The sequence below is a fragment of the Parafrankia elaeagni genome, assembly GCF_000374165.1.
Lineage (GTDB): Bacteria > Actinomycetota > Actinomycetes > Frankiales > Frankiaceae > Parafrankia > Parafrankia elaeagni.
This window is the reverse complement of the sequence record NZ_KB893713.1, coordinates 55,270-80,911: the sequence shown is the minus strand read 5'-3', so window position 1 is coordinate 80,911 and position 25,642 is coordinate 55,270. Positions and strand designations below refer to the sequence as shown.

Here is a 25,642-nt window from a genome sequence, read left to right as displayed (position 1 = left end):
GGCGATCCTGCTCCGTTCCGCCCTCCCCCGTTCCCCCGCTGTGCAGGGTCGGGCGGCGAAAAGTGTCTGACCTGGCGCTGAGGCAGGAATCGGACTGCCGGCGGCGGCGCGGTAGCACGTCATACGGCCGACATCCGTTCTGATGCCGTAAGACTTCGATCCGCGGTGCACCTGCGGTCAGCGGCCAGCCGGACCTGGGTCCAGGGCGCTGGTGCGCCGAGTCCCGGTCGAGGCCTTCGTCGCCGGTGTGGTCAGAAAGTACGGCGCCCTGCATGTCGCTCTCAACAACGCGGGGATCCAGATCGTGAAGCAGCTGCACGAGATGACGGTCGAGGAATGGGACGACAACATCCGGGTCGCCGCGATTTCCCCGGGAACGACGGACACGCCGTTGCTCGACAGCCGACGTCCCCCGAACATAACCGACGAACAGTGGGCGGCGGGGAAGGCCCAGTACGGAGCGGACAACGTCGACGCCCTGCGGCGTATGGCGCGGCCCGAGGAGATCGCCGCCGCGGCGCTCGCCGTGGCCTCCCCGGAAATGAGCTTCGTGACCGGAACGTCGGTCGTGGTCGACGGCGGTATGCTCGCTGGCCTCTGACCATGAGGAGGAAGCGTCCCGATGGTCACCCCTGACGTGCGGGTGCTGCGAGCGGCGCTGCGGGACGACCTCGTCGCCGCGATGAAGGCCCGGAACCGCGATGCGGTCACGGCACTGCGCACGACCATCGCCGCCCTCGACAACGCGGAGGCGGTGGAGGTGGAGGTGCCGGGTCAGGAACAGCCACCGGCCAGTGGCCGCATCGCGGGTGGGCGCGAGGGGCTCGGCGTGACCGAGGCGGACCGCCGCGAGCTGTCCGCGGGCACCGTTCACTCCATCCTGCGCGCGCAGCTCTCCGAACGCGTGGCCGAGGCCGATCGCTACGACGCACTCGGGCAGGCCGCCGCCGGCGATCGCCTTCGCCGGGAGGCCGACGCACTCAGGAAGTACGTCCAGGAATAGCGGCTCCGCTATCGGGCGCAGGCCGCGCCCACCCGTCAGCGGCTCGTGGGATCGTGCCGGCCGGCAGGACGACGGCGCCCGGGGCAGGCAGAATCAGCGCGCGACCGGCGCCTGGGATCCAGGCCGACGCCTGTTCCCGCGTCCCCGTGGCGCCGGTGAACGGGCGTCACCGTCCGGGAAGCGTCACCGTCCGGGAAGCGTCACCGTCCGGGAAGAGGAGAGGCGACGAACATGGAGATCGCTGTCATCGGCGGCACCGGGCTCATCGGCTCCCAGGTGGTCAGGATCCTGAAGGCGGGTGGGCACGAAGCCGTGCCGCTCTCACCGTCAACCGGCGTGGACCTTCTTACCGGGCACGGCCTTCCCGAAGCCCTGAAAGGGATCGACGTCGTCGTGAACCTGACGAACTCGCCGACGTTCGACGAGGCTTCGTCCGTGTTCTTCCGGAAGACCATGGACACGATGCTGACGGCCGCCGAGGCCGGCGGTGCCGGCCACGCGGTCATCCTCTCGATCGTGGGAGCGGAGAAGGTGCCCGGCCTGGACTACTACCGCGCGAAGGTGCTGCAGGAGGACATTCTCCGGGCCGGCCCCATCCCATACTCGATCGTCCGCGCGACACAGTTCTTCGAGTTCGTCGACGCCGTGCTCTCCTGGACCGCCGACGAGAACAGCGTTCGTCTGCCTGCCACGCCCGTCCAGCCCATCGCCGCCGCCGACGTCGCCCGGGCGGTGGCCGACGTCAGCACGGGCCACCCGCTGCGGGGCACCCGTGACGTCGCCGGCCCCGAGGTCTTCGCACTTGACGAGCTCGGCCGGATCACACTGGCGGCGCGCGGCGACCATCGCACGGTCGTCACCGACGACAGCGCCGGCATGTTCGCCGCCGTCCCCGGCGACGCTCTCATCGCCGAGGACGGCGCCCTCCTCGCCGGGACGTCGTACCGCGAGTGGCTCGCGGGCCAACGCGGCTGAACAGTCAACGCGGCTGAACGGGCAGCGCGGCTGAACGGGCAGCGCGGCTGAACGGGCAGCGCCTACCAGATGCGGACGCGATCGGACGGGTCCAGCCACAGACCGTCGCCAGGGACGGTGCCGAAGACGTCGTGGAACTCGTCGAGGTTGCGCACGATGTTGGCGCGCAGCTCCGGCGGGCTGTGCGGGTCGGTGGTGAGGAACTGGCGCTCGAGTTCGAGCCGGCGCTTGGTGCGCCACACGTAGGCCCAGTTCATGAACAGCCGCCGCCGGTCATCCCGGGACGCCTCGCCGCCCTGGGAGATGACGTAGGCCGTGTGCGCGATCGTCAGACCGCCGAGATCACCGATGTTCTCGCCGACGGTGAGCGCACCGTTGACCTTCTCACCGGGCAGGTTGCGCGGTTCGAGCGCACTGTACTGCTCGACGAGGGTCTTCGACTTGACCTCGAACGCGGCCTTGTCGGCGGGTGTCCACCAGTCGTTGAGATTGCCCGCGCCGTCGTACTGCGCGCCCTGGTCGTCGAAGCCGTGGCCGACCTCGTGGCCGATCACCGCGCCGATACCGCCGTAGTTCTCGGCCGGATGGGCGTCGGGGCTGAAGAACGGCTTCTGCAGGATGCCGGCCGGGAAGCAGATCTCGTTGGTGCCGGGGTTGTAGTAGGCGTTCACGGTCTGCGGCAGCATGAACCACTCGTCGCGGTCGACCGGGGCGCCGATCTTGGAAAGCTGCCGGTCGGTCTCGAACGCGGCAGCCGCCTGGGTGTTGCCGATCAGGTCGCCGGCGCGGACCTTCAGGCCCGAGTAGTCCCGGAACCGGTCGGGGTAGCCGATCTTCGGTCGGAACGTCTCGAGCTTCTCGTAGGCCCGCTGCTTGGTCTCCTCCGTCATCCAGTCGAGACGGGAGATCGACGCGCGGTAGGCCGCGAGCAGGTTCGCGACGAGATCGTCCATCTGCGCCTTGGCGCGCGGCGGGAAGTGGCGGGCGACGTACTCCCGGCCGACGGCCTCACCGATCGCGCCCTCGACGAAGCCGACCGCGCGCTTCCACCGGGCCCGCAGCTCCGGGGTGCCGCTGAGCGTACGACCGTAGAAGTCGAAGTTCGTCTCGACGAACTCCTCGGGCAGGTAGGGCGCGGCGGCGCGCAGCACGTGGCTCAGCAGCCAGTCGCGCCACACCTCGATCGGCGTCTCGGTCAGCACGGCCGACAGGTGCTCGAAGTACGACGGCTGGCGTACGCACACCTCGGCCAGGGTCGCCTGCGTGCCGGTGAGCTGACCGCCGAGACCGGTGATGTAGGCGTCCCAGGCGAAGGCCGGGCAGAGCGCAGCCAGCTCCTGGCCTGTCAGCAGGTTGTAGGTCTTCTGCACGTCACGGGTGTCGGCCCGCTCCCAGTGGCCCTTCGCGAGCAGGGTGTCCAGCGCGAGGATCCGCTGCGCGGCGTCCTGGGGACCGGGGTGCCCGGCCAGCCCGAGGATGCGGGTCAGGTAGGCGACGTACTTCTCGCGGATCTCGGCGAACCGGTCGCCGCGGTAGTACGACTCGTCCGGCAGACCGAGACCGCCCTGGAGCAGGTGGAACAGGTAACGGTCGGAGTTGCGGTCATCGGTGTCGACGTAGGAACCGAACAGCCCACGGCCACCGACCCGCTCGAACTCACCCAGGAACACGGCGAGATCACGGATGTCGCCCACGCCCTCCACGGCGTCCAGCAGCGGCTGCACCGGGCCCAGGCCGAGTGCCTGGATCGTCTCGACGTCCAGGAAGGAGTTGTACAGGTCGGCGATCTTGCGCGCCTCGTCGTCCTGGGTGGCCGGGTCCTGTCCGGCGAGGTCGGTGATGATGTCGCGGACCTGCTGTTCGGCGGTGTCGGCGAGCTGCACGAACGGACCCCAGCTCGAGCGGTCGGACGGGATCTCCGCCTCGGCGAGCCACCGGCCGTTCACGTGGCCGAAGAGGTCGTCCTGCGGTCGTACGTCGAGGTCCATGCCGTCGCGTGCGTCGTCGAGAATGCTCACAGAACGGAAGTCTCCAATCGATCCGGCGTCGAGGGAAGGATCCGTCAGGAACCTGTGGACCGACAGTACGTCCCGGCTCGCATCCCGGTGCGGTGTCGCGGCACACCGCTGTCGGCGACGAGGCCGAACCCGGTGATGCGCTGCCACCTGTCCGGACGAGCCGCCCGCCGCTGGCCGATCCGCCGCGGGGTGATCGCGGTACGGTCAGTGATCCGCGACGGTCGGCGACGGACAGCCAGCAACGGATGGAGCGATCATGCGCATCGGCATCACCCTGTCGGACGGCGGCGGACCGGACGCGCTCACGCGCCTGCGCGACGACATCGCCCGGGCGGCCGACGACGGGCTCCACTCGGCGTGGCTGTCGAACATCTTCGGCCTGGACGCGCTCACCGCCCTCGCCGTCGCCGGCAGCCCGCTTCCCGGTGGGGGAGACACCGGCATCGAGGTGGGGTCGGCGGTCGTGCCGACCTACCCCCGCCATCCGGTCGCGCTCGCCCAGCAGGCGCTGACGACGGCCCTCGCTGTCGGCGGGCGGTTCACGCTGGGCATCGGCCTGTCTCATCGGGTGGTCGTCGAGGACATGCTCGGCTACAGCTTCGACCGGCCGCTACGGCACCTCTCCGACTACCTGGACGTCCTGCTGCCGTTGCTCGACGGTGATCCGGTCGACGTCCGGCGGGAGACGGTGCGGGCCGCGGCCGCCCTGGGCACCCCGCGGTTGGGAAGGCTCCCGGTGCTGGTCGCGGCCCTCGGCCCGAAGATGCTGGAGCTGGCCGGCGCGCGGGTCGACGGCACCGTGCTGTGGATGACCGGCCCGCGCACGATTCGCGAGTACATCGTTCCCACGATCCAGGCCGCGGCGTCGACCGCCGCCCGCCCGCCTGCCCGGGTGGTCGCGATGTTGCCCGTTGCGGTCACCGACGAACCGGACGCCGCCCGCGAGCGGGCCGCCCGCGAATTCAGGATGTACGGCGGGCTCCCGTCCTATCGGGCGATGCTGGACCGGGAAGGGGCCGCGGGGCCGGCGGACGTCGCGCTGATCGGCAGCGAGGAGTCGGTACGGGACCGGATCGCCGAGCTTGCCGGCGCCGGTGTCACCGACTTCGTCGCCGCCGAGTTCTCCGCGCCGGACGCGGCCCGCACCCGAGCCCTGCTACGGGAGCTGGCCCCGGCCCGGCTGGCCTGACCGGGCGATCACCGCCGGTAGACGATCACCGCCGGTAGACGGGCGCCGCCGGCAAAAGAGAACAGCGCGCGGCCGCATCGGTCGCGCGCTGTTCGGGGTAGGGCGGGGTGCCGTGTCAGACCGGCTGGACGTTGTCCGCCTGCGGGCCCTTCTGGCCCTGCACGATCTCGAACTGGACGCTCTGCCCCTCGTCAAGCGACTTGTAGCCGTCCGCGATGATCGCCGAGAAGTGCACGAACACATCCGGACCGCCGCCGTCTACGGAGATGAACCCGAAGCCCTTCTCCGCGTTGAACCACTTGACCGTACCCTGAGCCACCAGCGTTCTCCCTGCTGCTTTCCCGGTAGACGTCTCTCGTCTCCCGGCCTCGCACCGGTCGCGGATGGCCCCGCGCCCAGCCGTTCCGGTTCGACGATGCATGACGCTCACACAACGGAGAACAGGTAACGCCTCGACTCTACCGGCTGAGGGCCCGCTCCGGGCGGCCAGTCCAGGATGGCCGGGCGGTTGACAAGCGGCGCCACAGTCCTACCTGTCCGGAGGCCCCGGAGTGCCCGCGGTACCCACGGTGGCCGAGACGGGTCACCGTGTGGCTGCGATACGCACCGACGTGGATCGGCTCACGTTTCCGCCGAGGGTGCCGGTGGCCGGCCGGGTACACGGGCGGCCCACCGAGACGGACATACCGTGCGAGCGGACCTGACCATCGAATCCCGGCCTTGTCGCCACATATTCCCGGTTCCTTCCCCGGCCGCTGGTGGGCCTTTTTCCTCACGGTCGCGGCTTCGCGTTCCGGGCGGGATGGTTCCCGGGAGACCGGTGCGACTGATTCTGGTCATGGACGCCGTCGCGGCAGTTTCGAATGCGATGCGGCCACGAGACAACGACCGGGCCGGAGGCGATTCAACGCGCCGGGCCGTCCGCGGAACCTGCGTCCGCCGAGCTCCGCGGCGGCCTGGCTGCCGGCTCGCCCTGCCCTGCTCGCCCTGCCCTGGCTGAAGGGGAATCGCGCCGGACCGGGCTCAGACAGGCCAGGGTGCGGCGGACGCGCGGACCCCCGGACACCGCTCGAGCGCTGAGGCGCATGGACGATGGCCGGCTGATCACTGCGGCGGGTGGCCGGGCGGCGGGCGGGTCGGCGGTTGGCGGTTGGGTTGGCGGGTGGCGGGTGGCCTGAGCTGTGCTCCCTACCCCCGGCGGCGGCTCGTCCCCGCGAATTGTCGATGTCCTGCTCCGGACTGAAAAATACTGGCCTTCCAGGGTGGTCGGCGTACAGCCGAACATGCGACTATGTGGTGACCTAAGCCGGGGGGCAGGTTCACTGTGTACAATTCCAGATATCTGGCTGCGAACGAGCAGACCGTCGTCCAGATTCGACTGCACTGGGTGGTGCTTGCCCGGGTGGTTATCGAGACCGCGGCGCTCCTCGTCGGTGTCGTGGCGATCGCCGTCTATTCCGCGGGTCGTGACGTGAACGTGCGAGTCGTGGTCACACTTCTCTGGTGGGTGGCGCTGGCCGCCGTCGTGCGGCTGCTGTGGCGCCTGCTCGACTGGCACCGCACCTGCCTGTTGATCACCAGTTCGCGGCTGATCAAGGTGTCCGGCATCATCTCCACGAGGGTCCAGAGCATCCCGCTGAGCAAGATCACGGATCTCTCGTACAACCTGGACCCCAACGGTCGGGTACTCGGTTACGGCGCATTCGAACTGGAGACCGAAGGAGACCACACAAGTGACCTTGAGAAACTCCAGCACGTGCCGCACCCGGACCGGTTCTACCTGCTGCTCTGCGACAGCATCTTCGGTGGTTCCCCTGAACCGGCCGTGGACGATTAGTCGCGGAGACACTCACCTGGGTCTGGGTCTGGGTCTGGTGTCCGGGACGGTGCGTACGGCGTAGCCTCGCACCGTGATCCTCATGTGCCCGTTTTGGCTGTTGGCAGCCCTGCCCACGGATCCGGCCGCCCAGTGGAGCGCTGCCGCGAAGCCCGCGGGTCCCGCGCCGCGGGGGAGTGCCACGTCCACCTGCCTGCCTGGCGGCGGGCGGCCATGAACGGGCACAAGCCCGACTTCGCGGACCTGCTGACGCTGGATTCCGTGGACCGGGACATCTTCCGCGGCCTGTGCCACGCCGGTGCGCCGATGCGTGCCTTCGGCGGGCAGGTCGCGGCCCAGGCCCAGGTGGCCGCGGGCCGCACCGTGGATCCCGACCGGCGGATGCACTCGCTGCACGGCTACTTTCTCCGCCCCGGCCGCACCGACAGCCCGATCGTGTACCTCGTCGAACGTATCCGTGACGGCCGGTCGTTCACCACGCGCCGGGTCAGCGCCGTGCAGAACGGCGAGACCATCTTCTCGATGTCGGCCTCGTTCCAGCTGCCGCGCGACGCCGAGGAGACACACCAGCTCCGCGCCCCGGACGTACCCGGGCCGGAGAATCTGCCCCGCTGGTGGGAACCGATCGACGAAGCCCCCGAGTTCCGGCCGTTCCTGCTGATCGACATCCGTTCGCCGCGAGGCCTCGGCGGGCGCGCCGGGCGCACCGAGGCCTCGCGGGCCACCGACGGGACCGGGCGGGCAACGGGATCGCCGGAAGCGGCCGGATCAGCCGGGTCAGCCGGGTCAGCCACCGGAGGCCCGCCCGCGGCACCGGAGTCGACGCCGGACGACGGGATGCCGCGGCAGAACGTCTGGGTACGGGTCGACCAGACGCTGCCGGACGATCCGCTGCTGCACGTCTGCGCGCTGACCTACCTGTCGGATCTGACCCTGTCCAGTACCGCGTACCTGCCCTACGCGGGGCTGCCGGGGCGACTCGACATCGTCTCCCTCGACCACGCGATGTGGTTCCACCGGCCGTTCCGCGCGGACGACTGGCTGCTGTTCGCCCAGGACAGCCCGAGTGCGGGAGGCGGGCGGGGGCTGTCCCGCGGTGTGTTCTTCAACCAGGACGGTCAGGCCGTCGCCTCGGCCATCCAGGAGGCCGGCCTGTTCCGCCGCTGAGCCCGCCCGGGACGGCGGCTGGTGATCATTGCCGGATGGGGTTGGTCGCTGTGGCCAGCCAGATCGCGCCGGGGAACCGGACCGCGCCGTTCACCAGGTGGCGACGCAGCTCCGCCCGGACGTCGTCGAGCAGCGCCGACCAGCCTTCGGGCCCCAGTCGTGGTTCGAGCTGCTGCTGTGCCAGCCGACCGGTGGACGTGCTGAGCACGGTGGCGAGACGCTCCTCCACGCCGTCGCCGCCAGCGGTACCGTAGTCACAGCTGAAATCGAAGGGGCTGATGGTGATGTCGGCCCAGCCGGCGTCGCCGAGCAGGGCGGCGAGTCGGCCGGAGTCGGCGAAGGCGGTGGGGCCCGGTGCGCCCGGAGTCGGATCCGCGGGCTTCGGCTCCAGGCGGTCGGCGAGGACGTCCGAACCGAGCGTGAACATCGGGTTCTCGCTCCGGCCGCGCCAGCAGGCGAACACCAGCCGGCCCCCCGGTACCGCGGCCCGGCGGAAGTTGGCGAACGCGGCGGTCGGGTCGTCGAAGAACATCACGCCGAAGCGGGAGAGCACCCGGTCGAACGACGGGCCGGGGGCCGCCGCGGTCAGGTCGAGGACCTGGGCGTCACCCACGACCACCGTGGCCTCGGGTACCCGGCGGCGCGCCGCGTCGGCCATCCCCGGCGAGATGTCGACGCCGACCGCGCTGGCCCCCGCGGCGACACCGGCGGCCAGCAGCGCACCGGAGCCGCAGCCGACGTCGAGGAGCCGCTGCCCGGGCCCGACCGCGGCGGCCGTGAGGATCGCCGTGGTCACCGGGGAGAACACCGCGTCGAAAATCGCCTGGTTGGCCACCCAGCCGGCTGCCTTGTCGGCCCAGTCCTGCCGCATTCCCTCGTTCCTGGCGGGCTTCACGGCGCGCTCAACGCCCAGCGGCCGGCCCGGGTGCCTTTCATGGGGAGAAGAATACGACGGCCCGGGATTCGGGCGCAGGTCACAGGAGGGCAGCGGGCCGTGGGCCGTGGGCGGTGCGCCGAGGGCGGGTGGGCGGTGCGCCGAGGGCCGTAGGCCGTGCTGCGCGCACCGCGGCCGGCGTTCACGGGTCAGGGTTCGGGTGACGCCGGCAGCGCCTCGCTGACCAGAGCGTGCGCGATCGGCCGCGCGTAGTCGTAGGACGCGAGCTCGCCGATCGAGGTGCCCAGCGCGGCTGCGCCCTCGAACAAGACGAACAGCTGGTGGCCCAGGGTCTCGGGGTCGTCGGCGCCGGCCTGCGCCGCGGTGTCGACGAGCTGGCGCAGAAATCCCTCCTTGTGTGTGCGTATCACCGCACTTCCCGGGTGCCGCGGATCCGTGATCTCGACGGCGGCGTTGTGGATCGGGCAGCCCCGCACGGCCACCGTGGAGGAGGGGCGGCCGAAGAGGGCCAGCAGGCGTTCGCTCGGCGCCAGATCGGTGTGGCGCAGGTACTGCTCGTTGGTCGGGGCGTGCTCGCTCATCCAGGTCAGGTAGGCCGCGACGAGATCGTCCTTGCTGCCGAACAGCTGGTACAGCGTGCGCTTGGAAACCCCGGCAACCTCGGCGAGCTGCTCCACGCCGGTGGTGTGGATGCCCTGCCGGTAGAACAGGGTGCACGCCGTGGCCAGGATGCGCTCCCGGGGACCGCGCCTGTCGGCGGGCGCTCCGGCCGTCGCTGGATTGATCGTCACAACATCCAGAGTAACGATCGGTATCGGCTTCGGCAAAGTGGACGAACCCCTTCATCTTGGATGTGATGGGCGTCACGTCAATGTCGGGTACCGATCGGTTTCCGAGCTGGCTAATGTCTGTCAGGTACCGATCGGTACCTGATCTGACGAAGGAGAAGTCGTGGCCGACGTTCTGACCCATGTGACTGCACCAACTCGCTACCTCGAGGTGAACGGAATCCGTTACGCCTATCGCCGGTTCGGTGCGGGCGAGGGGACGCCTCTGCTGTTCCTGCAGCACTTCCGCGGCGGCCTGGACCACTGGGACCCGGCGGTGACCGACGGCCTGGCCGCGAACCGCGAGGTGATTCTCTTCAACAACGCGGGCGTCGCCAGCTCGTCCGGCGAGACCCCCGAGACGTTCGCCGCGATGGCGGACCACGCCGCCGGGTTCGTCGGCGCGCTGGGCCTGGAGCAGGTCGACGTGCTGGGGCTCTCGATGGGTGGGGCGGTCGCGCAGGAGCTCGCGCTGAGGCACCCACGGCTCGTCCGACGGCTGGTCATTGCCGGGTTCCGGCCCCGGGCGGGCGAGGCCGAGGGAACCGCCCCCGACATGATTTCGACCGTGAACTCCTACGTCCTGGCTCAGCACATTCCCGCCGCGCAGCTGGTCATCTACCCGGACTCCGGCCACGGATCAATCTTCCAGTACCCCGAGCTCTTCGTCAGCCAGGCAACGCGCTTCCTCGACGCGGAGCACCCCTTCGGCTGAGGGTGCTCCCGCCGGTGAGAACCACGGTCATACTGCCCGGAAATATGACACGACGACTATGGAGAAAGGGAACTGAAATGGACCCCCTGCTGGAGAAGGCGCTCGAGGCCCATGGCGGTCGGGAACGCTGGTCGAAGGTCTCCGAACTCACCGCGAACCTGTCGGTCGGCGGCCCGTTCTGGGCGATGCGCGGGTTCCCCGACGCGTTCCTCGACGAGACGCTGCACATCGACGTCGCCGACCGGAGAGCTGTTCTCTCCCCCTGGGTTGCCGCGGACCACAGCCTGGTCGCGGATCTCGCCCGTGACGGGGTGGCCCTGCACGCCGCCGACGGCTCCGTCGTCGAGAGTCGCGACAGGCCCCGTCCCTCTTATACCGGATACGACCTCTACTCGGCGTGGGACCGGCTCCAGGTCGGCTACTTCCTCGGCTACGCCATGTGGAACTACCTCACGACGCCGTACCTACTGGCCGATCCCGGTGTGGCCGCCCACGAGATCGATTCCTGGGACGAGGACGGACAGACCTGGCGCAGGCTACAGGTCGGCATTCCCGCGACGATTCCCACCCACACGGCCGAACAGGTCTTCTACTTCGACGCCGACGGACTGCTGCGTCGCCTCGACTACACGGTCGACGTCAACGCGAACGCGACCGTCGCCCACTACACCGACGGTCACCGGACCTTCGGTGGGCTGGTCTTCCCGACCCGCCGTCGCGTCTACCCGCGCAGGCCGGACGGAACCGCCGACCGCTCCCTCCCCGGGCCGGACGGCTCGGCCATAGCCATCGACATCCACGACGTCACCGTGGCCTGACCGAAGCATGTTGACGCTGTCAACATGCGATGCCAGGCTAGATGTTGACGGTGTCAACTTGCTTCCCCTCTGGGGCGTCGTGAGGAGTCGGGTTCGTGGCGAGATTGCGTATGTGGCTGACTGCCGGGCTGGCTGGGCCGGCACTTCTGCTCCCCGGTTGCTCCGATGGCGGTGCCACGGCTCCGGCGGCGCCCGCCACCGCCGCCACCGTCACCGTCACCGCCACCACCGACGACGCCGCCACCACCGACGACGCCGCATCGACGGTGAGCGCTGATGACAGCGGCGCCGCCGTTCGTGAGCGGCGGACGGCGGCGGCGACCCGTGGGTTCCTCGACGCGTTCGAGCGGCGCGACCTGGACACCATCACGGACCTGCTGACCGACCAGGTCACCCTGGTACAGCCGATGAGCTTCACCGGAGCCCCGGAACCGGCGATCCGGTTCTCCGGTCGGGACGAGGTGATCGGCTACTTCCGCCAGGTGTTCGCGGCGATGGGGAGAATCAGTTTCGTCGACGAGAGAATCACCGTCGGAGCGGGTGGCGACACCGCCTTCGTCCAGGCGAACGGCGACTTCACCGGTGTGGACGGCGGCCCGTATCGGAACGTGTATCTGTTCCGCTTCGACTGGCGGAACGGGCGGCTCGTCTCCGGTGAGGAGTACGCCAACCCGATCATCTTCGCCCGCCGGTTCAACTTCCCGATCGGCTGACGCGGCTCACGGGGCTGACCATCTCCAGCAGCAGGCGGGTGAGCTCTCCCGCCTCGATACCCCACTTGTCGGGCTGGAGGTGACCGGCGGAGGTGAGGTCGGCGGCGCCGTGGGCCGCCGCGAGGAGCACCGCGGCGAACGGGCGCGGATCGCCGGGCGGAAGGATCCCGGCTTCTGCCGCCCGCGCCGTCGCCTCGACGAAGAGGCCGTAGGCCGCGGCCGCCGCCGGGCCCAGTTCCGGCCAGTCGACCTCGGCGACCTCCCGGCTGTAGATCAGTGCGTACTGCTGGGGGTTCGTGCCCGCGAAGTCGAGATAGGCCCGGCCCATCTCGACGAGCCGGCCGTGCGGATCCGACATCGGCACGCGGGCGAGGGCTGCGGCGAGGCTCTCGGTCATGCTGGTCAGCGCCTGGGTGGCGACAGCCGCGAGCAGGGCGTCCTTGCTGTCGAAGTAGCGGTAGGCCGCCGAGCGGGACACCCCCGCGCCCGCTCCCACAGCCCGCAGCGTCACCGCCGCGCGGCCCTCCTTCTCCAGCAGGGCCGCCGCGGTGCGCACGAGCCTGCCGCGGGTGCCCTCGCCGGTGCCCTCGCAGACGGCCTCACCGGCGGCCTCACCCGCGCCGCCCGGCCCGCCTGGTACGTCGCCGTCAGCGAACGACATCGAACACCTGCTTCTGGACGCCGTTCGGGTAGGCCTCGCACTCTGTCAGCTTCAGCAGTGTCTTGTCCTTGTCCGCCTCGCTGAACAGCCGCTTCCCGGCGCCGAGCAGGACGGGGAAGACCAGCAGGTGGTAGCGATCCACCAGACCGGCGTCGGCGAGGCTCTTCCCCAGGGCCGCGCTGCCGTGCACCGCGATCGGGCCGCCCTCGGTCTCCTTCAGCGCCGCGACGTCGTCGACGGAGCGCAGGATCGTCGCCGGCCACCGGGGGTCGGCCTCGGTCAGCGTGCTGGACACGACGTACCGCGGCATCGCGTTGTAGCCCGCGAAGTCGTCCATCGTCGGCCAGACCGGCGCGAACGCCTCGTAGCTGGCTCGCCCCAGCAGCAGCGCCGTCGTCTCCTCCTGCTCGCGGCCCTTGATCTCGTAGGCGGCGGGGTCGAAGTCGATGTCCTTGAACGTCCAGCCGGTGTTCCGGTATCCCGACTCCCCGCCCGGCGCCTCCATGACACCGTCGACGGACACGAACGCGGTGACGATCAGTGTGCGCATTCTGCTTTCTCCTCTGCTGGATCGTGAATGTCCCGCCTCGCCATCCTCGCGGTCGAGAGCAGCCCACCGGGCCTGCTGGCCCGCGGGTGGCCGGCGCGTCACCGGTTCGGACTGCCCGGTGGCGGGAAACTCATCGGTCGTCGACGCCGTCAGGCCCGGATGGCGTTCCTCCCGGGCGCCCGGTGGGGGTCAGCCTGCCCCCGGTGGGGGTCAGCCTGCCCGCAGCGCCGCCCGGTGCTCGCGGGGGGTGACGCCGCGGACCCGTTTGAAGGCGGTGCTCAGCGCGAACGCGCTGCCGTAGCCGACCTGCCTGGCGACCGCGCCGACCGTCGCGTCGGGTGCGCGGAGCAGGTCGGCGGCGAGGTCGAGACGCCAGCCGGTCAGGAAGGCCATCGGCGGTTCGCCGACCAGCTCGGTGAACCGGCGGGCCAACGCGGCCCGGGAGACACCGGCCTCGGCCGCCAGGGCGGCGACCGTCCACGGCTGCGCCGGATGGCTCTGCATCAGCCGCAGCGCCCGGCCGACCACCGGGTCGGCGTACGCGCGGTACCAGCCCGGAGCCGCCGCCCCCTGCCGGGCGAACCAGGTGCGCAGCGCGGCGATGAGCAGAAGGTCGAGCAGCCGGTCGAGCACCGCCTCCTGGCCTGGCTCGTCCCGCACGATCTCGTCGGCGAGCAGCGGGATCAGCGGGGAGTTCCAGCTGTGGTGCGTCACCGTCAGCAGCGGTGGCAGTGCCCGCAGCAGCCGCTGGCTGACCTCCCCGTCCAGCAGGTAGGCGCCGGTGAGGATCACCGTGGGGCCGTCCGGGCGCTCACCCCAGGTGCGCACGCCGAGGTCCATCGCCGCGGCCAGGCTGTTCCCGGCCAGGTCGGTACAGCGCTGACCCGGGTGGATCACGATCCGGGGCGCGGTGGACGGGGCGTCCGCCACGGTGTACGGGGCTGGCCCACGGATGATCGCGACGTCGCCGGGGCCGAGCCGCACCGGCGCGCCGCCGTCGGGCAGCACCCAGGCGTCGCCGCGCACCATCGCCGCGACCGCGAGTGGAGCCTCGTCCTGGATGCGCAGCGACCAGGGCGGCGTGAGGATCGAGCGTTGCAGGAAGGCGCCGTGCGCCCGCGGCCCGTCCAGCAGGCCGACGACAGCGTCCATGATCGGAGTCTAGTCACCCGGCCTGGACGCACGAACATGCTTCCAAGCTCCTGGACGATGGTTCCGCCGCGCCCACCGTCCTTCACTGGAGGGAGAAGACGCCGACGCCGCACGACAGGACGAGGGACGCGCGTGGACCTGCTCCGGACCAGCTCACTGATCGCCGCCACCGTCACCGCGGGCCTGATGTCCGGCCTGTACTACGCCTATGCGTGCTCGGTCATGCCGGGCCTGCGGGCCACCGACGACCGCACCTTCGTCACCTCGATGCAGTCGATCAACCGGGCGATCCTCAACGGCTGGTTCTTTCTGGTCTTCATCGGCGCGCTGCTGCTGACCGGACTGGCCCTCGCGGCGCAGTTCGGCGCGGGCGCGCGCCCGGCCCTGCCCTGGATCATCGCCGCGTTCCTTCTGTACGGCCTCACGATCGTCGTCACCGGCGCGGTCAACGTTCCCCTCAACAACGAGCTCGTGGCCGCCGGCGACCTGGACAGGACTGCCGATCTGACGGCGGCGCGGGCCCGTTTCGAGGCGACCTGGGCCCGGTGGAACCTGGTCCGGACAGCGGGCTCCCTGGCCGCGTTCGGCTGCCTGACCTGGGCACTGCTCCTCGATGGCCACGGTGGGAGCTGACCGCCCGGGTCGGACCCGGGCCAGCCAGCCCACCAGCCCGTCAGCCCACCAGCCCACCAGCCCACCAGCCCGTCAGCCCGTCACCCGGGACAGCGCGAAGCGCTCCACGATCGTCCGGCAGAACGCCGGCAGGTCAGCCGGCGACCGGCTGGTGATGAGGTTGTCGTCCACGACGACCTCCTCGTCGACGACCTCCGCCCCGGCGTTGCGCAGGTCGGTGCGGATACTCGGGTACGAGGTGAGCCGACGCCCGCGTACGACGTCGGCCTCGACGAGCAGCCAGGGCCCGTGGCAGATCGCGGCGACGGGCTTGCCGGCCTCGGCGAACGACCGGACGAAGCTGACCGCGTACCGGTTCATCCGCAGATGATCGGGATTGGTCGTCCCGCCCGGCAGGAGCAGGGCGTCGTAGTCGTCCGGCGAGGCATCGGACACCAGCCGGTCGACGGGGACGGTCCCGGCAGGATCGGTGTCGAACTGCCGGGTCTGGATCTCGCCCGGGTGGATCGAGATGACCTCCGTGGTCGCGCCGGCGCCCAGCAGCGCCCCGCGGGGCTGGTCAAGCTCGACCCGCTCGACACCGTCGGCGGCGAGGATCGCGATCTTTCGGTTCTCGAGGCTGTGCGTCATGATGGTCACCTCCGCTGGCGGCAGACAAAAGGTCCTGCCCTGGACGTGACCTCGCACCCGCGCCCCAAACATCCGCCGCGGTGGACTTCTCGGGTACCGCCCGAGATCGACGGCCTGGGCTCAGCCGGAGAGAACGCGGATGCCGCAGGACGGCTCCGCGAGGTAGACCTGGTCGGGCTGGCCGGCGTCCAGCGTGATCTGGTTCTCGTTGACCGAGGCGGTCGCGAAGTCGAGCATGCGGCCGTCGCTCAGCGCGTGCAGCGCGAGCTCGCAGTCCTCCCCACCGTCGAAGTCGACGACCTCGACCTGAACGGTGCCCTCGGTGTGGAACGCCTCGGTGTCGCCCACATACGACTCCTGCGCGAACGGCAGTGCGGCGTCGCCCGTCGATCGCAGGCCCTGGACCTCGCACTGCTCGTTGTTGACGTCGAAACGGAACTCGCCGGTCTGGGCGACCTGGTAGGTCCTGGTGCCCCACAGCTCGGGCAGCGTCCGGCGCTCCCCGGTGGTGACGTCCGAGACGACGATCGTGCAGCCGCTCGACCCGTCGCCGTCGATCCGGTTGTCGATGCGCAGCCGCCACGGCGCGTCGGCGCTGAAGGTACCGGCGTCGAGGTCGGACGACGAGGAGGAGGCGGACGAGCCTCCGTCATCGTCGCCGCCACCCTGCAGCGACAGCACCACGGCCGCGATGACGGCGGCCCCGGCGACGATGCCGGCCACACCCGCGAGCGCCGCGATCCGCGCCCTGCTCCTCCGGCCGCTTCCCCCGTGCCCCCCGTGCCCCCCGTGCCCCCCGTGCCCCCCGTCGTCGTCGGGAGGCGGGCCGGCGTCCGCACTGCCGGGGGAGCTGCCCGTCCCCGCGGCGTTCCCGGTGCCCTGACCGGCACCGGCGGGTACGACCGTCGCGGACCAGGGCGGGGTCGGCGGCAGCGCGGACGAGGTCTGCAGCTGGCGCGTGGCCAGGCCGGGCTCGCCCTCGGGGAGGGCGCCGACCAGGGCGGTGAGCAGATCGACAGCCGTCGGCCGCCCGGCGGGATCACGGGCCAGTGATCTTGTCACCGGTCCGTGCAGAGGTGCGGCGAGAGCGTCAAGGTCGATGGTGGGCTCGGCGAGGAGGACCCGGTGCAGGACGGCCGGAGCGGGGCCGGAGCCGAACGGCGGCTCACCGGTGGCGGCGAAGCACAGGATGGCGCCCCAGGCGAACACGTCCGTCGCCGGTGTCGCGTCCTGACCGGAGACCTGTTCCGGAGAGTGCCAGCCGGGGGTGCCGACGAACTGGCCGCTGACGGTCAGCGCGGCGGCGTCGGCAGCCGCCGCGATGCCGAAGTCGATGACCTTGGGCCCGTGCGGCGTCCACAGCACGTTCGACGGTTTGAGATCCCGGTGGATCAGCCCGCTCGCGTGAATGGAGAGCAGGGCCTCCGCCAGGCCGGTGGCGAGGGCGATCTGGTCGTCCTCGCCGAGCCTGCCGATGGTGCGGATGTGCGTGGCCAGGTTCGGCGCGTCGACGAACTCGGTGGCCAGCCAGGGCCGTTCGGCGTCCAGCTCGAAGTCGACCAGGCGGACGGTGCGGGTCCCGCCGACCCGGAAACACGCCTGGACCTCACGCTGGAACCGGCGCCGGAAATCGGGATCGTCAGCGAGCTCCTCGCGGACGAGCTTGACGGCCACCTTCCCGAACGGCCCGTCCGCGAGGTAGACGACCCCCATGCCGCCGCTGCCGAGGCGGCCGATGACCCGGTGCCGCCCGAGCGTGGTCGGCTCACCGGGCCGTGGCGGCTGGATCCGTGCGTCGGTCGTGTCCACGCTCGTTCGAACTCCCCCTGGTTACGGACCGTGTCGCGGCATTGTCCGGAGCCCGAGTCCAGGAGTGCGCGCCGGACTCGGGCACCAGGCATGTGCAGGCAACACTGCCGACGATCGGCAGGTCCCGCAACCCCCCGGCGGCACCAGGAAAGACGCTGGTCGGCGCCGCCAGGCTCAGGCGGACCGGCCGAGCTGAAGCGGCAGGGCGACGAGCGAGCGGATCGTGGTCGTGAAGGTGGGCTCGAAACCCTCCGGCACACGGTAGTCGGGGATGCGCGCGAGCCATTCACGCAGTGCGATGCGCAGCTCCAGACGAGCCAGGTGCGAGCCCAGGCAACGGTGCGGGCCCCGCCCGAACGCGATGTGCCGGTTCGGCTCGCGGTCGAACCGGACGACATCCGGGTCGGGGATCTCCTCCTCGTCGGTGTTCGCGGAACCGAGCAGGCCGGTGACGACCTGCCCCTTGCTCACCGGGCAGCCGGCGATCTCGGTGTCCTGGGTGGCGAAACGCGCCACCATCATCACGGGCGACTCCCAGCGGAGCAGTTCCTCGACGGCACCGGGGATCAGCGCGGGGTCGTCCACCAGGGACTGCCGCCGCTCGGGATGCAGCGCGAGGTGCAGCATCATGCAGTCCAGCGAGGCGGAGACGGTGTCGAGGCCGGCGACCAGGAACAGGAAACAGATATCGAGGATGTCCTCGTGGGACAGCCGGGCGCCGTCGACCTCGGTCTCCAGGAACCGGCTGACAATGTCGTCGCCCGGGCTGGCACGCCGGTCCGCGATCACGGCGTCGAAGTACTCGTAGATGGCCGTGGCGGTCTTCTTGAGCAGGGCGACCGAGTCCTCGTGCCCGCGGGGCTGGCCGGTGATCGCCTCGGGGCGGATGAAACCGTCCTTGAACTCCAGGAAGGTGGGGAGCTGGTCGAGGGGCAGCCCGAGCAACGAGAGGAAGACCTGGGACGGGAAGCGCACCGAGAAACGATCGACGAAGTCGACCTCCCGCTCGGCGGCGATCGTGTCGACGAGCCCGCGGGCCAGCTCGGTGATCGGCTCTTCCATCTGCTTCATGCGCTGCGGCGAGAACAACGGGTCGAGGATCCTGCGGTAGTCGCGGTGCCTCGGCGGGTCGATCTGCAGCGGGATCAGCGGCCGCTCGGTGCCGGTCTGCGTCGTGGCGACTCCGGAGGAGAAGACCGCGGGGTTGGTGAGCAGGGCCGCGATGTCGGCGCTGCGGGTGAGCAGCACGCCACGGGTGCCCAGCGGGAGCGCCCCCTTGGCGCGTAACGCGGGAAAGATCGCCTGCGGGGCGGTCAGGAACGCCGGGTTCTCCATCGGATTCGATCCCTGCGATGCCGCGTCGGACGACGCGCTGCCCATGGACATGGTTGGCCTCCCTGCCACTGCCTACAAGGCCCCAAAAATTATACTAAGTTCAAAATTGAGACAACCCCTGACTTCGGCCTCCAGGCGGGTTCCCCGCGTCGGGGTGTTCGTCCCGGCGGCATTGATCCGCCAAATCGTGTGGATGATGACGCGGCCGGGGCGCCGCGACGAAACCGCTGGTCAATGGGTCGGTATGCGCGGGGGCGAAACGGAGCCGCAGGTCGCCGCACCGTGCCGCCGGTCACCCGGAACCAACGCTGCGAGGGAGTAGGGCGATCGCGGCACTACACTTGGACAGTGTGATCGATGGACTGTCGGCGGAGATCGTCTCTCCGCGCGGCCCGTCGACACCATCCCTGTCGACACCATCCCTGGCCGCTGCGGGGCGCAGGCATGCGGCAGCAGCCTCCGTGGTGCCAGGAAGCTCGGGCGCTGTACTGGCCGCTGCGGGCACGGCGAAACCACCGGTATGGGCCGGCGGGCGGTCTGGCCGTGCCGCCCGTGCCGCTGTGTTCGCCTGCCTGACAGTCGGTCTCTCGGTCGCCGCGCACCGGGTGTCCGGTGGCATGACGCCTTCGCTGCCCGTCAGCGTCATGGGCCTGCTGCTGACCTGCCGGGTCGGCTGGGGTGTCGCCGCCACCCGGGTCTCGTCTGCACGGCTGGTCGCCCTCGTGTTCGGAGTGCAGGCGGGCCTGCACCTCGCTTTCGCGATGAGCGCACCCGGAGGTCGGCACGGCGGCCCGTTGGCTGCCGGGCACATGCCTCCCGGCCCGGTCACCGGCGAAGGAGTGCACCTGCTGGCGGGCGGTGTGTCCGCCCTGGCCGGGCACAGCCTCGCGACTCTCTGCCTGGCGGTGTGGCTGGCTGCGGGCGAACGGCTGGTGTGGCGGGTCGCGAGCCGGGCCGCCACGGCCGTGAGGCGGGCGGCCGGGCGGCTGCGGCGTCGCCGCGCGCGCCTGGTGCCACCGGCCGTCCGGCTGCTGCTCAGACTGCCACCCTGCTCGGGGGCGGCGCGGCTGCTGCCGCTGCGCCATGTGATGCCGCGCCGCGGGCCGCCCCGGCGCCGCCCCGGCGCCGCGCCGGCCTGGTGCCGGTAGTGCGGTTCGCCCCGGCGTTCTCAGGGTGAACCCGCCGGTCGCGCTACCGGGGCACTGACCCCGAGGTTGTCGGCCGTCAGAGGCCGCTGGCCTTCTCCGGCCCACCTCTCCGGCCCACCTCGCCCAGCTGGTTGCACCGGGCCGTCGCGCCGCCGCGTGTCGGCTGCGCGACCGGCGTGACTGCATCGAGCGCGCGCGGAGGCGGCGTGGCCCGCCCCGCATCCACCCTGTCGGCAACTGCGGCCAGCTGTGCCGTGCTGGGCGGCGTCCCCTGCCGGCGGCCGGCCGCCGCCCGACCCGGTCCACCTCTGGTGGACCATGGCGTTTGGGAGCCACCATGAGCCAGGAAACGCACCCCACTGGTCATTCCGTCGGTTCGCGTCCCGCGCCGACACACCCGACACACCCGACACACCCGGTACAGCCGCCGGCAGCGGCCGGAGGCGCGCCGAACCGGCGTGCCTCCGGCGAGCTGGAGCGGGAGGTCCTCAACCTGCTCTGGTCCGCGGACGAGCCACTCATGCCGTTCCAGGTGCAGCAGCGCCTCGGGGGTGGACTCGCGCAGAGCACGGTTGCCACCACCCTGCTGCGGCTGATGGACAAGGGCCTCGCCGACCGCGCCCCACGAGGAAAGGGTTTCGGCTACCGGGCGCTGCGGCGCGCCGAGGACCACGCGGCGGTACAGATGGTCGCGCTGGTCCGCCGGGGTGAGAATCCCGATGACGTCCTGCGCTGTTTCGCCAGCCAGCTGCCCGCTGGCTACCAGCGGGTGCTCCGCGAGGCGCTGACCGTCTCCGGCTGACCGTCTCCGGCTGACCGTCTCCGGCTGACCGCCTTCGGCTTCCGCCGCGGGGAGCGGGCCGATCGAGCGCCGACGGCTGCCCGTTGCTCGGCGTGGGTGGGACGTCAGGCCCCCCGACCTGACGTCCCACCCACGGGCATGATTCCGGGCGCGGCGGCGGCGGGACGGCTCAACCGCTGTCAGTCGAACGTGGCGAGCTCGTCCAGCAGATCCGCGGCGCCGCGCAGGCTCTGGGCGACCTGGCGCAACCGCAGGGCGCGGAGCTCCGTGGCCTGCGCCGTGACCTCCGGCCCGGTCAGGGCCTCCAGAGCGAAGCTCGCCAGCAGCGCCGGATGGACGGCCAGGGGCACCTCGGCGCGCCCGGCCCGGGCGTCGGCGGCCAGGGTTCTGATCTCCTCGGCCAGCTGATGGGCGAGGAGATGCACCGGCGCCATCCGGTCCGTGCCGTCGCGAGATCCGCAGGCGTGGGCCGGACCGGCGTGGGCCGGACCGGCGTGGGCCATTCCCGCCTGGGTCGGCCATCGCCGGGCGGGATTCGCCTCCTGAGGCAGGTCGGCGACCGCTGCCGCGGCGGGATCCGGCGGCACGGTACCCACGGCCGCGAGGCTCAGTGCCGCGGTGGCCACGTCCCCCGGGCTCCGGCGTGTCTTTGGCATCTTTTCCTCGTTGTCGTGGAAGCGTCTGATCCGCAGGCGCATCTGGCGAGATGTGCTGGGCCGTCGACTCCAGGAGCCGGCGGGGCCCCGTCTCGGGTCGGCACCCGGGACAACACCAGTAAAATTCCTGCCGGTTCCTGTCAGAGGATATCGGGGCAGCTGCCGGGAATTGCGGGTGCCGGCGGCCCGGCGGCATCTCTCGTCAGCCTGGCAGTCGGCCGGATGGCCGGCAACCGCCTCGGCACGGTCTGGGGCGATGGGACAAATGATCGGCCCTGACCTGCTGTAACATCGCTCGCTGGGACACGGAACGGGCCGGCGTGAGCTGGCGGTAACAAGCGGTTCGCGGTCACCACCACGAATGGCTTGGCCGAAAAGTCAACGCCAGCAAATCCACCGTGCACCGCTGCTGTACGGGCCGTTCGGTGCCGTCGGAATTCGGTCCGCTGGAGCGCATCGCCAGGATGTGCGGCGCCGACAGCGTCGGGACAGCGCGGCTTTTCGGGCATGGGAGCGCGCCACCGCAGCGTTGCCGGGCGCGGACGGTGCCGCGCCCGGCGCCGGCGCCGGGCGCAGATCCAGATACCGATGAGTGGCTGCCGCGTGCATCCAGGTGCCCAGATGTTGTGCCGGTGTTCAGGCTGAGGCCGCGAAGCTGGGCGCAGTCCCGTAACTTCCCTGCTCCAGCGTTCGTCCTCCAGACCGAACCGGAGGTGCAAACACGTGCGAGTACGACTGCGCACAGCTGTGGCCGCAGTGGCGGGCGTCACCCTCACCGCCGTGGCGATCCCGGCCGCGAGCGCCGGGTCCGCCGGGCCCGGCGGCCAGGACGGCCGCGGCGGCCCGAGCCGTCACACCGACTACCGCCGGGCGGCCGACCCGACCTTCGAGCTGGTCGGGAGCTACCGCACCGGGCTTGCGGACCCCGCCGAGGGAGCGACCTCGGGCGAGGTCGCGCACTTCGCCGACGGCCGCCTCTACGTCACGAACGCCACCGACGCTTCGGTCGACATCGTCGACGCACGTGACCCGGCCGCGCCCCGGCTGCTGCGCCGGATCGACCTCTCCGCCTACGGCGAGACCGTGACCAGCGTGGCGGCGGGCCGCAACCAGATCGCCGCGGCGGTCGAGTCGGGCACGGAGCCCGGCAAGGTCGTCCTGTTCACCCCGGAGGGCAGGGACCTGCGCGCCGTCGCCGTCGGCGCCGGCCCGGACATGGTCACCTTCACTCCCGACGGGCGCCGGATCCTGGTCGCGAACGAGGGCGAGCCCTCGGGCTACGAGCCCGGTGACGTCGACCCGGCCGGTTCCGTGAGCGTCATCGACCTGACGCCGCGCCAGCCGAAGGTGACCACGATCGGCTTCCAGGACTTCGACCCCGGTGCCCGCCGGGCGAAGGAGCTGCCGGCCGGCGTGCGGGTGTTCGGCTCGCCGCTGCCGTCGCTCGACCTGGAACCGGAGTACGTCACCGTCTCCGCCGACGGCCACACGGCCTGGGTCTCGCTGCAGGAGAACAACGCGATCGCCGTGCTCGACCTGAAGCGGCTCACGGTCAGCCGCATCAACGCGCTCGGCTTCAAGGATCTCTCCGCCCCGGGGAACGGCCTCGACGCGAGCGACCGGGACGGCGGGATCAACATCCGCACCTGGCCGAACATCCTCGGCATGTACCAGCCGGACGCGCTGGCGGCCTTCAGCGTGCGGGGCCGCAGCTACGTCCTGTCCGCCAACGAGGGCGACGCGCGCGAGTACGACGGGCTGGTGGAGGCCGCGCGGCTGCGCTCGACGACCACCGACGCCTCGTTCGGACCGGACCGGGCCGACACCGCCGCCGGCCGCCTCAACGTGACGACCGCGACCCCCGGCCAGCCGTCCGGGCAGTCGAAGGCCTACGCCTTCGGCACCCGCTCGTTCACGGTGTGGGACGGCTCGACGGGCGCTCTGGTCGCCGACAGCGGCGACCAGCTGGAGCAGACGCTCGCCACGGCACTGCCGGCGAACTTCAACTCCAACAACGACGAGAACACGTTCGACAACCGCAGCGACGACAAGGGCCCCGAGCCCGAGGCCGTGGCGGTCGGTGAGGTCAACGGCCGCACGTTCGGCTTCGTCGGCATGGAGCGGGTCGGTGGGTTCGCCGTCGTCGACCTGAGCAACCCGAAGGAGCCGGAGATCGTGCAGTACCTCAACAACCGGGACTTCACCCTGACCGACACCGTGGGCCCGGACAGCGGACCGGAGATCATCGACTTCGTCGACGCCCGGAACAGCCCGACCCACCGGCCACTGGTGATCGTCTCCAACGAGATCACGGGCACCGTCAGCCTCTACGGTCTCGCCGGCCGCAGCTGACAATCCCGCAGTCCCGCAGCTGGGCCGCCCGCAGCCGGGCCGTCCGCAGCCGGGCCGTCCGCTCAGGCTCGCCTCGGTGCGAGCTTGAGCGGGCGCTGTGCGGGCAGCTCGTCTGCATGGCCGAAGTCACCAACGAGCCGGACCCGCGCCTGCTTGGCGCCTACCTGACCGACCATCTGACGGGTGCGGCCGCGGGCGTCGACCTCGCCCGCCGCATCGCCAGAGAGCACCGGGACATGCCCGCCGGCCCGGCCCTGGCCGACATGGCCGCGGACATCGCGCAGGACCGGGCCGTCCTGATCCAGATCATGAGCGATCTCGGCGTTCCGCGCCGACGCCACGCGTTCCTGCTCGGCAGGCTCGCCGAGAAGGTGGGCAGGCTCAAACCGAACCGGAGGCTCTGGCGACGGTCACCGATGAGCTCGGTGGTCGAGCTGGAGAGCCTGTGGCTCGGTGTGAACGGCAAGTCCCGGCTGTGGCGGACGCTGCGCAGTGCCGCGATCGAGGACGACCGCCTGGAGGCGGGTTTCCTCGACCATCTGTGTGACCGTGCGAAGGCGCAGGCCGACGCGATCGAGGCGCTGCGCCTGCGGGCGGTGGAGGAGGCCTTCGCCTTCCCGGCCCGCACCCGCGGCCACGGCCGGACCGGTGGCCGCACCGGCGGCCGGGCGAACGGATGAGCGCCGCGCGGAGACTGGACGCGCGGGGAGCGGACGCGCAATGAAGGCGGCCGGTGGGAGCCGGACGGCCGTGCTCGTCTGCCAGGGGCGGGCGGCCGCGGACGGGCTGGCCTCACCCGGCCGCTGCGCCGCCGCCGACCGGCCGGGCTGACCGGGCTGACCGGTCGGTCAGGCGCGACTCAGGGCGAGGACCGGGATGGTTCGGACGCCGGCGGATGGCGCGGGGGGAGACGTCCGGCATAGTCGACCGGGTGGCGGGGCCGTCGCCCGATCGCGGTCGGCGCCCGCCGGTGGTGACGACGGGTGCGGAAGGGGCTGGTGGTTCATGCCGGCGGGCGGGTCCGAGGGGGGACGGCCGCAGGCCCCGGCCGGCGAGGTGACCGCGGGGGCGCGCCGCCGCTCGTACGAGAGCCCGCTGCGCCGTCAGCAGGCCGCGCTGACCCGCGAGCGCATCCTGACCGCCGCGGTCGAGATGGTGCACGGCTTTCCGACCTGGGACTGGGGCGCGCTCACGATCCGCGCGGTGGCGCGCCGCGCCGAGGTCAACGAGAGCACCATCTACCGGTACTTCTCGAACGAGCGACGGCTGCGCGACGCGGTCATGCAGCGGCTGCAGCAGGAGGCCGGTGTCGACCTGGAGGGCCTGCGCCTGGAGAGCTTCGGCGACGTCATCGCGCGCATGTTCGAGTATCTGGCGTCCTTCCCCGCCCAGCCACCGCCGGACGAGCCCACCTTCGCCGACGTCGACAGACGCCGCCGCGCCGCTCTCGTCGCCGCGGTCACCGAGGCGGCGCCGGGCTGGTCCGAGCGGGAGGCGGCGGTGGCCGCCGCCATGCTGGACGTCTTCTGGAACGTCCCGTCCTACGAGCGCCTGACCGTGACCTGGGAGTTCGACGTCGCCCGCGCGACCCGGGCCGTGCACTGGGTGGTCCGGACCCTGAGCGCCGCGATCCGTGCCGGCGACGGCCCCGATGGTCCGGACGGCCCCGATGGTCCGGACGGCGGACGGCCCCGACCGTCCGGCGCGGAGCTGACATCCCGTCGACCGCCGGATGCGACCCCCTGACGCACGGCCGG

26 protein-coding genes and 1 pseudogene are annotated in these 25,642 nt (G+C 71.4%); 16 read left to right on the top strand and 11 right to left on the bottom strand.

All coding sequences use genetic code 11. The features are described from left to right. The first annotated feature begins 211 nt into the window (after positions 1–211). From B207_RS0108645 to B207_RS0108635, 3 genes are all read left to right on the top strand, one after another. Complete coding sequence (locus B207_RS0108645) at positions 212–601, top strand: SDR family oxidoreductase (RefSeq protein ID WP_018636133.1); 390 nt, start codon at positions 212–214, stop codon at positions 599–601. Between the two features lie 21 nt (positions 602–622). Next, positions 623–1,003, top strand: a complete 381-nt coding sequence (locus B207_RS0108640) for a hypothetical protein (RefSeq protein ID WP_018636132.1) — start codon at positions 623–625, stop codon at positions 1,001–1,003. A 231-nt stretch (positions 1,004–1,234) separates the two neighbouring features. Next, the gene (locus tag B207_RS0108635) at positions 1,235–1,978 is read left to right on the top strand and encodes an SDR family oxidoreductase (protein WP_018636131.1); all 744 of its coding nucleotides are present in this window, start codon (positions 1,235–1,237) and stop codon (positions 1,976–1,978) included. A 62-nt stretch (positions 1,979–2,040) separates the two neighbouring features. On the opposite strand, the gene B207_RS0108630 is transcribed toward B207_RS0108635, so the two are convergent. Further along, on the bottom strand, positions 2,041–3,996 hold the full coding sequence (locus tag B207_RS0108630) for a M13 family metallopeptidase (RefSeq protein ID WP_018636130.1): 1,956 nt from the start codon (positions 3,994–3,996) through the stop codon (positions 2,041–2,043). Between the two features lie 256 nt (positions 3,997–4,252). Between B207_RS0108630 and B207_RS0108625 the strand changes: the two genes are divergently transcribed. Then, positions 4,253–5,185: a TIGR03564 family F420-dependent LLM class oxidoreductase gene (locus B207_RS0108625; RefSeq protein WP_018636129.1), complete on the top strand. Its 933-nt coding sequence runs from the start codon at positions 4,253–4,255 to the stop codon at positions 5,183–5,185. Positions 5,186–5,300: 115 nt separating this feature from the next. Here the strand turns inward: B207_RS0108625 and B207_RS0108620 are convergent, their stop codons facing one another. After that, the gene (locus tag B207_RS0108620; protein WP_018636128.1) at positions 5,301–5,504 is read right to left on the bottom strand and encodes a cold-shock protein; all 204 of its coding nucleotides are present in this window, start codon (positions 5,502–5,504) and stop codon (positions 5,301–5,303) included. 1,005 nt (positions 5,505–6,509) lie between these two features. On the opposite strand from B207_RS0108620, the gene B207_RS0108615 reads away from it, so the two are divergent. Together B207_RS0108615 and B207_RS0108610 are read left to right on the top strand one after the other, a co-directional pair. Then, the gene (locus B207_RS0108615) at positions 6,510–7,022 is read left to right on the top strand and encodes a PH domain-containing protein (RefSeq protein WP_018636127.1); all 513 of its coding nucleotides are present in this window, start codon (positions 6,510–6,512) and stop codon (positions 7,020–7,022) included. A gap of 213 nt (positions 7,023–7,235) precedes the next feature. Beyond that, positions 7,236–8,189 (top strand): acyl-CoA thioesterase, encoded by a 954-nt coding sequence (locus tag B207_RS0108610; protein ID WP_018636126.1) that lies wholly within the window; start codon positions 7,236–7,238, stop codon positions 8,187–8,189. A 25-nt stretch (positions 8,190–8,214) separates the two neighbouring features. Here the strand turns inward: B207_RS0108610 and B207_RS0108605 are convergent, their stop codons facing one another. Continuing rightward, a complete protein-coding gene (locus B207_RS0108605; RefSeq protein WP_018636125.1) occupies positions 8,215–9,060 on the bottom strand; it encodes a class I SAM-dependent methyltransferase in 846 nt (281 codons plus the stop codon). Positions 9,061–9,272: 212 nt separating this feature from the next. After that, positions 9,273–9,875 carry a TetR/AcrR family transcriptional regulator gene (locus B207_RS0108600; RefSeq protein ID WP_018636124.1) on the bottom strand — a complete coding sequence of 201 codons (603 nt, stop codon included), beginning with the start codon at positions 9,873–9,875 and terminating at the stop codon, positions 9,273–9,275. Between the two features lie 160 nt (positions 9,876–10,035). Here B207_RS0108600 and B207_RS0108595 point away from each other — a divergent pair, with 160 nt between their 5' ends. The 3 genes from B207_RS0108595 to B207_RS0108585 all read left to right on the top strand — a co-directional run bounded on the left by B207_RS0108595 (position 10,036) and on the right by B207_RS0108585 (position 12,157). Further along, positions 10,036–10,626: an alpha/beta fold hydrolase gene (locus tag B207_RS0108595; protein WP_018636123.1), complete on the top strand. Its 591-nt coding sequence runs from the start codon at positions 10,036–10,038 to the stop codon at positions 10,624–10,626. A 77-nt stretch (positions 10,627–10,703) separates the two neighbouring features. Next, a complete protein-coding gene (locus B207_RS0108590) occupies positions 10,704–11,444 on the top strand; it encodes a hypothetical protein (protein WP_018636122.1) in 741 nt (246 codons plus the stop codon). Positions 11,445–11,539: 95 nt separating this feature from the next. Next, positions 11,540–12,157, top strand: a complete 618-nt coding sequence (locus B207_RS0108585) for a nuclear transport factor 2 family protein (RefSeq protein ID WP_154675220.1) — start codon at positions 11,540–11,542, stop codon at positions 12,155–12,157. On the opposite strand, the gene B207_RS36760 is transcribed toward B207_RS0108585, so the two are convergent. From B207_RS36760 to B207_RS0108570, 3 genes are all read right to left on the bottom strand, one after another. Then, positions 12,138–12,818: a TetR/AcrR family transcriptional regulator gene (locus tag B207_RS36760; protein WP_018636120.1), complete on the bottom strand. Its 681-nt coding sequence runs from the start codon at positions 12,816–12,818 to the stop codon at positions 12,138–12,140. The two genes, B207_RS0108585 and B207_RS36760, sit on opposite strands and share 20 nt — an antisense overlap. Then, positions 12,805–13,368 (bottom strand): dihydrofolate reductase family protein, encoded by a 564-nt coding sequence (locus B207_RS0108575; protein ID WP_018636119.1) that lies wholly within the window; start codon positions 13,366–13,368, stop codon positions 12,805–12,807. The genes B207_RS36760 and B207_RS0108575 overlap by 14 nt, the downstream gene beginning before the upstream one ends. A gap of 210 nt (positions 13,369–13,578) precedes the next feature. Then, entirely contained in the window at positions 13,579–14,520 is a 942-nt protein-coding gene (locus B207_RS0108570; RefSeq protein WP_018636118.1) for an AraC family transcriptional regulator, read from the bottom strand. Positions 14,521–14,652: 132 nt separating this feature from the next. Between B207_RS0108570 and B207_RS0108565 the strand changes: the two genes are divergently transcribed. Then, positions 14,653–15,153 (top strand): anthrone oxygenase family protein, encoded by a 501-nt coding sequence (locus B207_RS0108565; RefSeq protein ID WP_018636117.1) that lies wholly within the window; start codon positions 14,653–14,655, stop codon positions 15,151–15,153. Positions 15,154–15,225: 72 nt separating this feature from the next. Here the strand turns inward: B207_RS0108565 and B207_RS0108560 are convergent, their stop codons facing one another. The 3 genes from B207_RS0108560 to B207_RS0108550 all read right to left on the bottom strand — a co-directional run bounded on the left by B207_RS0108560 (position 15,226) and on the right by B207_RS0108550 (position 18,927). Continuing rightward, entirely contained in the window at positions 15,226–15,783 is a 558-nt protein-coding gene (locus B207_RS0108560; RefSeq protein ID WP_026310838.1) for a type 1 glutamine amidotransferase domain-containing protein, read from the bottom strand. Between the two features lie 120 nt (positions 15,784–15,903). Then, positions 15,904–17,592 (bottom strand): serine/threonine-protein kinase, encoded by a 1,689-nt coding sequence (locus tag B207_RS0108555; RefSeq protein WP_018636115.1) that lies wholly within the window; start codon positions 17,590–17,592, stop codon positions 15,904–15,906. A 174-nt stretch (positions 17,593–17,766) separates the two neighbouring features. Beyond that, positions 17,767–18,927, bottom strand: a complete 1,161-nt coding sequence (locus tag B207_RS0108550) for a cytochrome P450 (protein ID WP_018636114.1) — start codon at positions 18,925–18,927, stop codon at positions 17,767–17,769. Positions 18,928–19,544: 617 nt separating this feature from the next. Between B207_RS0108550 and B207_RS0108545 the strand changes: the two genes are divergently transcribed. After that, positions 19,545–20,075: a hypothetical protein gene (locus B207_RS0108545; RefSeq protein WP_230204920.1), complete on the top strand. Its 531-nt coding sequence runs from the start codon at positions 19,545–19,547 to the stop codon at positions 20,073–20,075. 337 nt (positions 20,076–20,412) lie between these two features. Further along, the gene (locus tag B207_RS33100) at positions 20,413–20,877 is read left to right on the top strand and encodes a BlaI/MecI/CopY family transcriptional regulator (protein ID WP_018636112.1); all 465 of its coding nucleotides are present in this window, start codon (positions 20,413–20,415) and stop codon (positions 20,875–20,877) included. 179 nt (positions 20,878–21,056) lie between these two features. Here the strand turns inward: B207_RS33100 and B207_RS0108535 are convergent, their stop codons facing one another. Next, positions 21,057–21,533 carry a hypothetical protein gene (locus B207_RS0108535; protein ID WP_154675218.1) on the bottom strand — a complete coding sequence of 159 codons (477 nt, stop codon included), beginning with the start codon at positions 21,531–21,533 and terminating at the stop codon, positions 21,057–21,059. Between the two features lie 356 nt (positions 21,534–21,889). Between B207_RS0108535 and B207_RS42770 the strand changes: the two are divergent. From B207_RS42770 to B207_RS33090, 4 genes and pseudogenes are all read left to right on the top strand, one after another. Then, a pseudogene (locus B207_RS42770) lies at positions 21,890–22,018 on the top strand (helix-turn-helix domain-containing protein); the annotation flags it as partial. A gap of 238 nt (positions 22,019–22,256) precedes the next feature. After that, entirely contained in the window at positions 22,257–23,885 is a 1,629-nt protein-coding gene (locus B207_RS33095) for a choice-of-anchor I family protein (RefSeq protein WP_230204919.1), read from the top strand. Between the two features lie 116 nt (positions 23,886–24,001). Next, entirely contained in the window at positions 24,002–24,565 is a 564-nt protein-coding gene (locus tag B207_RS0108525; RefSeq protein WP_018636109.1) for a hypothetical protein, read from the top strand. A gap of 325 nt (positions 24,566–24,890) precedes the next feature. Continuing rightward, on the top strand, positions 24,891–25,631 hold the full coding sequence (locus tag B207_RS33090) for a TetR/AcrR family transcriptional regulator (RefSeq protein WP_018636107.1): 741 nt from the start codon (positions 24,891–24,893) through the stop codon (positions 25,629–25,631). Positions 25,632–25,642 lie beyond the last annotated feature (11 nt).

Coding starts and splice junctions, on each gene's coding strand:
- B207_RS0108635 (WP_018636131.1), top strand. CDS start 1,235: ATGGAGATCGCTGTCATCGGCGGCACCGGGCTCATCGGCTCCCAGGTG.
- B207_RS0108525 (WP_018636109.1), top strand. CDS start 24,002: ATGGCCGAAGTCACCAACGAGCCGGACCCGCGCCTGCTTGGCGCCTAC.
- B207_RS0108545 (WP_230204920.1), top strand. CDS start 19,545: ATGACGCCTTCGCTGCCCGTCAGCGTCATGGGCCTGCTGCTGACCTGC.
- B207_RS0108590 (WP_018636122.1), top strand. CDS start 10,704: ATGGACCCCCTGCTGGAGAAGGCGCTCGAGGCCCATGGCGGTCGGGAA.
- B207_RS36760 (WP_018636120.1), bottom strand. CDS start 12,818: ATGTCGTTCGCTGACGGCGACGTACCAGGCGGGCCGGGCGGCGCGGGT.
- B207_RS0108605 (WP_018636125.1), bottom strand. CDS start 9,060: ATGCGGCAGGACTGGGCCGACAAGGCAGCCGGCTGGGTGGCCAACCAG.
- B207_RS0108560 (WP_026310838.1), bottom strand. CDS start 15,783: ATGACGCACAGCCTCGAGAACCGAAAGATCGCGATCCTCGCCGCCGAC.
- B207_RS0108625 (WP_018636129.1), top strand. CDS start 4,253: ATGCGCATCGGCATCACCCTGTCGGACGGCGGCGGACCGGACGCGCTC.
- B207_RS33090 (WP_018636107.1), top strand. CDS start 24,891: ATGCCGGCGGGCGGGTCCGAGGGGGGACGGCCGCAGGCCCCGGCCGGC.
- B207_RS0108640 (WP_018636132.1), top strand. CDS start 623: ATGGTCACCCCTGACGTGCGGGTGCTGCGAGCGGCGCTGCGGGACGAC.
- B207_RS0108550 (WP_018636114.1), bottom strand. CDS start 18,927: ATGGAGAACCCGGCGTTCCTGACCGCCCCGCAGGCGATCTTTCCCGCG.
- B207_RS0108575 (WP_018636119.1), bottom strand. CDS start 13,368: ATGCGCACACTGATCGTCACCGCGTTCGTGTCCGTCGACGGTGTCATG.
- B207_RS0108535 (WP_154675218.1), bottom strand. CDS start 21,533: ATGCCAAAGACACGCCGGAGCCCGGGGGACGTGGCCACCGCGGCACTG.
- B207_RS0108570 (WP_018636118.1), bottom strand. CDS start 14,520: ATGGACGCTGTCGTCGGCCTGCTGGACGGGCCGCGGGCGCACGGCGCC.
- B207_RS0108610 (WP_018636126.1), top strand. CDS start 7,236: ATGAACGGGCACAAGCCCGACTTCGCGGACCTGCTGACGCTGGATTCC.
- B207_RS33100 (WP_018636112.1), top strand. CDS start 20,413: ATGAGCCAGGAAACGCACCCCACTGGTCATTCCGTCGGTTCGCGTCCC.